Genomic DNA, 6,877 nt, shown 5'->3' with positions numbered 1-6,877 from the left:
ACCCTGAACGAAGCGGCCCATACCCACCTCCTGCTGACCTCGGGAGAATAAGCTAATTCGCTCGAGCTGGAGGCGTTTTCACACAGCCTCGGTCGGAAGCGGCCAAAGGCATGGGACCAAAAAGCGGACGTACCCAGGCTCAGACTGCACCGATGAATGACGTGTTTCCGGCACCCAGTGAATGACCGCTCCTGGCGCATTGCAGACTTCGGTGAGCAAAGGAGGGCAGGGGTCTTTGCGCCTAAGCGGCATTCAACGAAACGGAACTCCAGCTTAGACGCAGTTTCGTTCGTGCGCGCCAGCACGAGAAAGTCGCGCACGGGCCGTTCCCTATACGAGTTAATCCAACAACTCTCACGCGCACGTGATCGGGGGTCAGCTTGACCGTTGGGGTCGCTTTCTGAACCACTGTTCGTCAAACGGGATGAGAGGATCGCGGTGAGGCAGGGGCTGATGGGGTGGGCATGTCTGGCGGTGCTGGGGCTTGGATCTTCGGCCCAGGCGCAGCAGAGAGACACCTACTTCTACGACGTGCAGGGGGTGCTGTCAGGTTAACCGGGTGCGGATGAAGTTCGCCTAACTCTGGCCGATCTAAGCGACCGCCCTCGCCCAAGCGGCGTCCGCCTCGGCGCGGAAGCGGCGAAGGGTCGGGCGGCTGATCAGATGACGCTGGACGTTGAAGGTATTGTAGATCGCGGCGTGGATGGTGAGGAATCGCTGGGCTGAAGCTTGAGATTTGAAGCCCTGTTGTTGCCGTTCTCGTCGTCGGATCGGCAGATGTGAGTTCTCGATCCGATTGTTTTCTCTGAGGCAGCCCGGTCGGTGGATCTGAGCGAGACCAAGCTCTCGAAGCGCCGCGCCGTAGGACAGCAGGCCATCGGTCGTGATCTTTTCCGGCTCAATGGGCTGGTTGCGCAGCAGGCGCCCCAGCAGTGCCAACGCCGCTTCCGTATTCCTTCGTCGCTGAACGACGAGGTCGAGAACTTCGCCTTCGTCATCGACGGCGCGCCACAGATACATCCGTCGGCCACCGATCCAGCAGACCATTTCGTCAAGATGCCAGCGTGGCGACGGCGTCGGCCGGCGCCTCTTCAGCCGTCGAGCGATCAGCGGTCCGAACTTGATCGTCCAGCAGCGGATGGTCTCGTAGCTGACATCCACGCCCCGTGCCGCGAGAAGCTCTTCAACGTCGCGAAGGCTCAGGCTGAAGCGAAAGTAAAGCCAGACGGCATGGCGGATCACGTCGGCAGGGTAGCGGTGGCGTTTGAAGGATAGTGGCTTCACGAAATGCGATCTCCGATCAGGCCTTAAGGCTGCCTGAGTGGAGACAAGTTAGCGTTAGACTGACAGCACCCCCGTTAGACTGCCAGCACCTCCGCGCCAGCACCAACCGGGGGTCAGACTGACAGCACAGACCCGCCTCATCTTTTGAGGGGAGGGATGTGGGCCGGAAGCCCTATCGGGGTAAATTATATAAATAATTCAATCGGAAATGGCGGAGAGGGTGGGATTCGAACCCACGGTACCCTTCCAGGCACGCCGCATTTCGAGTGCGGTACATTCGACCACTCTGCCACCTCTCCGCGGCGCCGATATCGCTTGGTCGAGCGAGGGGCTTCTCTAGTCGGAGCCGCAGCGCTTCGCAACCCGTCTGTGAAAGAAATCCGACGCTATCTTTGAGCGGGCAAAGACAGGCCCGGCGCGGCGCCGGTCTGGGCGTCCACGCCCTTGAATCGAAACAGTTCGGCGGGCCGGCCGCCCGTGGTGGAAGACAGCTGTCCGGTGGGTTCGACCAAGCCTGTCCGCTCCACGCCGCGACGGAAATTCTGCTTGTGCAGGCTGAGGCCCGACACGGCCTCAGCGCCCGCCTGGAGTTGGGACAGGGTGAAGACGCCAGGCGTCAGATCGAACAGGACCGGGCGGTATTTCAGCTTGCTGCGCAGCCGGCCGAGCGCTGTCGCCAGGATGCGCCGGTGATCGGACGACATAATGCGGCCCGGCATGGGCTGCGTAGGCGTCAGGTCGGCGTCGCGCCAGGCCTCGGCGACCAGACGCGCTTCGTAGAGCAGTTCATATCGCTCCAGGACCCGCTCCTCGTTCCAGCGATGATCGGGCGTCAGGGCGAACAGGGCGCGAGCGCGGGCCAGGCGGTGCTCGTCGCCATCGGTCCAGGCGTGCAAGCCTTCTGTGATTCGCGCGTCTTGACCGCCGCGCCGGTCTTCCCAAGGAAAGAATTCGAACACAGCGTCCCAGCGGGCGTCGTGGGTCTGGCCTTCCGCGGCGTCGGGCGTCAGGGCCAGATAGCCGACGGAGACCTCTCTGTGTCGGCCAGGACCGGGGGTGGCGCGCGGCGAGGCGCGGCCCGCGTCGCCGAAGGTGTAGAGTTGTTCGACAAAGCCGAGCCGGAACCCGGTCTGGGCGGTCACAAAGTCCCGCAGGGCGCGCTCGAAGGTTCGGTCGCGCACCGGATCGAACGGCCCGAAGGGCAGGGCGCGCGAACCGTCCTCGGTCGGGGTGGTCAGGACGACGGCCTGCCGATCTTTCAGGGTCATCACGACCGCCGACAGACCGATGCGAACGCCGTCCTCCGCCCCTTCGGTCATTGCGCTATTCCGTGTGCCAGGCGTCGTCGGCGGGGATCAGGCCAACGGCGCCCGCCAGGACGCGATAGCGTTCCAGATAGCGGGCCTGGGCGACCGGCGCGGGTTGGGGTTCGATCGTCAGGCTGTAGCCCTCGGGCGGGCTGCCGAAGAAGCCCAGCGATTCCTTTTCGGTGAAGCCCGCCAACTGCGTCGCCTCGAAGAAGGCGCAGGCCTTGTCGGCCTTCTTGATCAGCGTCTTGATCGTCTGCGGCGTTTTGGGTGGCAGGCCGTAGCGCAGGTGGATCGCGGCTTCCAGCTTGGCCTCGAAGTCCTTGTAACCGGCCCCGAGCGCCGCCTTGAACGGCGAGATCATGTCGCCGATGACGTATTCCGACGCGTCATGCAACAGGGCGGCCAGACGCCATTTCGGATCCAGGCCGGGCTTGATGTGGGCGGCGATCTCTTCGACCACGCACGAGTGCTGGGCGACGGAAAACGCGTGTTCGCCGATGGTCTGACCGTTCCAGCGGGCGACGCGCGCCAGGCCGTGAGCGATGTCCTCGATCTCGATGTCGAACGGCGACGGGTCCAGCAGATCCAGGCGACGACCGGACAGCATGCGCTGCCAGGCGCGGGGGGCGTTCTTCTTGTTGGGGCGCTCGGCCAAATCGCGTGTCCTGATCGCTTGTCGGCTGGTCAGGTGACGCAAAGATACGCCGGGATCAAGCGGGAGGGACCAGACGGCGCAGGAAATCGCCGCGTCAGCGTCCGACGTTCAGCGTAACCAGTTCCTTGGCGTCATCGAAAATGCCGTCGTTTCGGCGATCCTTGGACCTGACCACGGCGATGACGATCGGGCCGCCGCTGGGGCCGCGCGCTTCGAAGCCGACCTGTCGCCAGCCCGCATCGCCGGGCTGATCGTCAGCCAGGATATAGGTCATGCGCGTCGCCGCGCCCGGCGCACGGGTGCGCACGCGCGTGGAATTGTCGTTGGCGTCCACGCTGACCGTCGAGGTTTCGGTGCGGACGTTTTGTCCGTCCTTGGACTGGATGTTTATGCCGCCGATGCGGACGCTGGCGTTATCGCCCTGGGTCTCGATCTTCAGGCCTGGCAGGCGGACCGAGGCGTCTTCGCCGCGCGTCTTGATGTCGACACCAGGCGCCTGGACCGAAGTCGTATCGCCTGCCTCGATCGCTGGCGGCGGCGCATCTCCGGCTCCGGGAGCAAGGCGCGCGACCGTATGGGGCAGATCGGCGCTGGCGCGCGCTTCGAAGTCCCGCAGCACGTCATCGACGGAGCGACCATCCAGCTTGACCAGATGCAGCACGACGTCGGCGCCCTTGGGGCCGCCATAGACGCAGTTCGCGCCGCCCGCCGCCGCCAGGCCCTTTCGCGTCAGGACGCCAAGACTGTCGGGGCATTGCAGGGCGTCGATCACCTTCAATACGCCCGCGCTTTGATCCTCGCTGGAGGAGGTGGTGGTGATGCGGACCGAGTTGTCGCCGTCACAGGCGGCAAGGCTGGCGCTGAGGGCTAGATAAAGCAGGATATGACGCATGGTCGAACCTCTCTTGGCCTCCATTCTGCCCGCTGCGGCCGCGTGATCCAGTGAAATCGCGGTAATCACCGGGTCAGCCGCCGGGGCGCGAGCCTTCGCGTCGATTCAGGAACGCCAGACGTTCGAACAGATGCACGTCCTGCTCGTTCTTCAGCAGCGCGCCGTGCAGCGGCGGGATCAGCCTGTTCGGCGTCTTCTCACGCAGGGTCTCGGCGTCGATATCCTCGACCAGCAGCAGCTTCAGCCAATCCAGAAGCTCCGAGGTGGACGGCTTCTTCTTCAGGCCCGGCGTATCGCGGATTTCGTAGAAGGTCTTCAACGCCTCCGAAACCAGGCGCGGCTTGATGCCGGGGAAGTGCACATCGACGATAGCCGACAGGGTCTCTGCGTCGGGGAAGCGAATGAAGTGGAAGAAGCAACGGCGCAGGAAGGCGTCGGGCAACTCCTTTTCATTGTTCGAGGTGATGATGACGATGGGACGCACTTCGGCGCGGATCGTCTCGTCCGTTTCCTGGACGTAGAACTCCATCCGATCCAGTTCCTGCAGCAGGTCGTTCGGGAACTCGATGTCGGCCTTGTCGATCTCGTCGATCAGCAGGACGGAGCGGGCAGGGGCGGTAAAGGCCTCCCACAGCTTGCCCTTCTTCAGATAGTTGCGCACGTCATGAACGCGCTCCTCGCCCAGCTGGCTGTCGCGCAGCCGGCTGACGGCGTCGTATTCATAAAGGCCGTTATGGGCCTTGGTCGTGGATTTGACGTGCCAGGTGATCAACGGCGCGTCGAAGGCCTTGGCGATCTCATAGGCCAGGACCGTCTTGCCTGTGCCGGGCTCGCCCTTGATCAGCAGGGGACGCTCTAACGCGACCGCAGCATTCACCGCGACCTTGAGGTCGCTCGTGGCGATGTAACGGTCCGTGCCTTCGAAACGGCTCATAGAAAAACCCACTCCGTGTTTCCACGAAGTGGGTTAGCGGATCGTCCGCGTCGTGAACAGCGATCAGGTGATGCGCTTGGCCGAGACCGGATCACTGGCGGGGAAGGTTTCTTCCAGACCCTCATCCACCAGCGCCTCCTGGCGGCTTTCGGACTTGTCGATCTTGTCGAGTTGGTCCGGCACGCCGTCCTGCGAGGTCGTCCGCTTGGCGTGCGGAGCGTCGGTCGAGGCGTCGTGACGGGCTTTGTCGTCGGTCATGTCATTCTCTCCTTATCGCGCCGGAGCGTCTTGATCGCCGTCCGGGCCGTATCCCAGGTCCGTGATGTCGTCGTCCGAGAGCCGTTTGGCCTCCCAATGGGCGGCGCTGGCCTGTGCGCCGCGTTCATTTTCCATCAGGCCCGAATAGACGAGCTCGACTTCATCCTGCGCTGTCGCAGGCCCGCCTTCGGCGTCGATCTGATCACGGTTTTCACCATCCACGCCCAACAGGGCGTCGGCTTCACGTTCGATGCCGTCGAGGGCCAGCTGGTCATCCAGATCGATCTCGGCGTCCTCGTCGAAATCCTCGTCGTCGGCGTCGCCATCGGCCTGGGTCACGTCCAGCACCTGGTCGGCTTCATCCAGCAGAAATTCGCCGTCGCCATCGTCGTCCAGATGGGTTTCGTCGAATGTCTCAGACTGTTCCTGATCGTCCTGGTAGTCGTTGTCCGGCATGGTCGTCTCCTGTTCGACAAGCCAACGCAACGGCGACGATACGCGTTCCAGCGGATCGATCTCACAAGGGATGGTTAACCGATGCCGGGGTAGGGTCTGATTCACTCGGAGCTGTCGTGCGCGACCGGCTCGACCACGACTGGAGTACGGTCCTCAATGGCCTTAAAGCTGTCGCTGAAACCCGGCGAGAAGTTCGTTTTGAATGGCGCAGTGGTCCAGAACGGCGATCGTCGCGGCGTGCTGATCCTCCAGAACCGCGCCAGCGTCCTGCGCGAGAAGGACATCATGCAGGCCGAGGACGTCACCACGCCCGCACGCCGCATCTATTTCCCGATCATGATGATGTATCTGGACGAGAGTTCGGCGTCGAAATTCTTTGACGAACTGGCTCTGCGGATCACCGAATTCATGGGCGCGACGCAGAACCCCGACATCCTGGCCGAATGCGTCTCGGCCTCGCGTCATGTGCTGGCGCGCGAATACTACAAGGCCCTGATGTCGGCGCGTAAGATTGTCGAGTATGAAGAGAGAGTGCTGAATGTCGCTTCAGGCCTACACAGCGGCGACAGCGAGGGCTGAGAGCCCGCGCGACCTGGAGTACCGTCTGTTCGGTCAGGTCACGCGCGCTCTGGTTCATGCCTCGACCGTCGACGAATCCGACATCGCCACCCGTATCGACGCGCTGGACTGGAACCGGCGCCTCTGGTCGACGCTGGCCGGCGAGTGCAGCGACCCCAGCAACGCCCTGGGCGCTCCGATGCGCGCGCAGATCATTTCCCTGAGCCTGTTCATCAATCGGCATTCCTCGGCGATCATGCGGGGTGAAGAGAGCTTTCAGGATCTGATCGATATCAATCGCATGATCATGCAGGGCCTGTCCGGCGGGGCGTCGCCGACGCAGTAATCGCCACGCGTTCACGAAAGCGCGAAGCCCATTGGCGCAAGGCGTTGAGCCGTCTTATGTTTCACCTCCCTGTTCAACAGTCGAAAGGAGGTGATCCAGTGTCTCATTGTCATCAATCGCGAGCGGCGACCGCGACCCTGGCCCTCGGAGAGGGTCTGGTCTGAGCCTTTCAGACTGAGTTGCG

The 6,877-nt window shown here is 63.2% G+C and carries 9 protein-coding genes and 1 tRNA gene; 2 read left to right on the top strand and 8 right to left on the bottom strand.

The window, feature by feature from the left end; all coding sequences use genetic code 11:
• Window positions 1-591 precede the first annotated feature (591 nt).
• The 8 genes from HF680_RS14010 to HF680_RS13975 form a co-directional block, all read right to left on the bottom strand.
• The gene (locus tag HF680_RS14010; protein ID WP_185225479.1) at window positions 592-1,284 is read right to left on the bottom strand and encodes an IS6 family transposase; all 693 of its coding nucleotides are present in this window, start codon (window positions 1,282-1,284) and stop codon (window positions 592-594) included.
• Between the two features lie 209 nt (window positions 1,285-1,493).
• Window positions 1,494-1,583, bottom strand: a tRNA-Ser gene (locus HF680_RS14005).
• An 87-nt stretch (window positions 1,584-1,670) separates the two neighbouring features.
• Window positions 1,671-2,603, bottom strand: coding sequence for an NUDIX hydrolase (locus tag HF680_RS14000; protein WP_185225478.1), 933 nt, complete (start codon window positions 2,601-2,603; stop codon window positions 1,671-1,673).
• 4 nt (window positions 2,604-2,607) lie between these two features.
• The gene (locus tag HF680_RS13995) at window positions 2,608-3,249 is read right to left on the bottom strand and encodes a YfbR-like 5'-deoxynucleotidase (RefSeq protein ID WP_088582949.1); all 642 of its coding nucleotides are present in this window, start codon (window positions 3,247-3,249) and stop codon (window positions 2,608-2,610) included.
• 94 nt (window positions 3,250-3,343) lie between these two features.
• On the bottom strand, window positions 3,344-4,141 hold the full coding sequence (locus HF680_RS13990) for a methyltransferase type 11 (protein ID WP_185225477.1): 798 nt from the start codon (window positions 4,139-4,141) through the stop codon (window positions 3,344-3,346).
• 73 nt (window positions 4,142-4,214) lie between these two features.
• On the bottom strand, window positions 4,215-5,075 hold the full coding sequence (locus HF680_RS13985) for an AAA family ATPase (RefSeq protein ID WP_185225476.1): 861 nt from the start codon (window positions 5,073-5,075) through the stop codon (window positions 4,215-4,217).
• A gap of 63 nt (window positions 5,076-5,138) precedes the next feature.
• Window positions 5,139-5,333, bottom strand: coding sequence for a hypothetical protein (locus HF680_RS13980; protein ID WP_045811317.1), 195 nt, complete (start codon window positions 5,331-5,333; stop codon window positions 5,139-5,141).
• Window positions 5,334-5,345: 12 nt separating this feature from the next.
• Window positions 5,346-5,789 (bottom strand): hypothetical protein, encoded by a 444-nt coding sequence (locus HF680_RS13975; RefSeq protein WP_185225475.1) that lies wholly within the window; start codon window positions 5,787-5,789, stop codon window positions 5,346-5,348.
• Window positions 5,790-5,945: 156 nt separating this feature from the next.
• Between HF680_RS13975 and flbT the strand changes: the two genes are divergently transcribed.
• The gene (gene flbT, locus HF680_RS13970) at window positions 5,946-6,368 is read left to right on the top strand and encodes a flagellar biosynthesis repressor FlbT (RefSeq protein ID WP_045811316.1); all 423 of its coding nucleotides are present in this window, start codon (window positions 5,946-5,948) and stop codon (window positions 6,366-6,368) included.
• Window positions 6,328-6,693 carry a flagellar biosynthesis regulator FlaF gene (flaF, locus tag HF680_RS13965; protein WP_185225474.1) on the top strand — a complete coding sequence of 122 codons (366 nt, stop codon included), beginning with the start codon at window positions 6,328-6,330 and terminating at the stop codon, window positions 6,691-6,693. Before flbT ends, flaF begins: the two co-directional genes overlap by 41 nt.
• Window positions 6,694-6,877 lie beyond the last annotated feature (184 nt).

Origin of the sequence: Brevundimonas huaxiensis (assembly GCF_014218725.1) — a bacterium.
GTDB classification, from domain to species: domain Bacteria; phylum Pseudomonadota; class Alphaproteobacteria; order Caulobacterales; family Caulobacteraceae; genus Brevundimonas; species Brevundimonas huaxiensis.
Note: the sequence above shows the minus strand (reverse complement) of the source record. Positions and strands in the feature narration are given on the sequence as shown.

Excerpts from the sequence above, each read along its gene's own strand:
- flaF (WP_185225474.1), top strand. The coding sequence starts at position 6,328 with ATGTCGCTTCAGGCCTACACAGCGGCGACAGCGAGGGCTGAGAGCCCG.
- HF680_RS13980 (WP_045811317.1), bottom strand. The coding sequence starts at position 5,333 with ATGACCGACGACAAAGCCCGTCACGACGCCTCGACCGACGCTCCGCAC.
- HF680_RS14000 (WP_185225478.1), bottom strand. The coding sequence starts at position 2,603 with ATGACCGAAGGGGCGGAGGACGGCGTTCGCATCGGTCTGTCGGCGGTC.
- HF680_RS13985 (WP_185225476.1), bottom strand. The coding sequence starts at position 5,075 with ATGAGCCGTTTCGAAGGCACGGACCGTTACATCGCCACGAGCGACCTC.
- HF680_RS13990 (WP_185225477.1), bottom strand. The coding sequence starts at position 4,141 with ATGCGTCATATCCTGCTTTATCTAGCCCTCAGCGCCAGCCTTGCCGCC.
- HF680_RS13975 (WP_185225475.1), bottom strand. The coding sequence starts at position 5,789 with ATGCCGGACAACGACTACCAGGACGATCAGGAACAGTCTGAGACATTC.
- flbT (WP_045811316.1), top strand. The coding sequence starts at position 5,946 with ATGGCCTTAAAGCTGTCGCTGAAACCCGGCGAGAAGTTCGTTTTGAAT.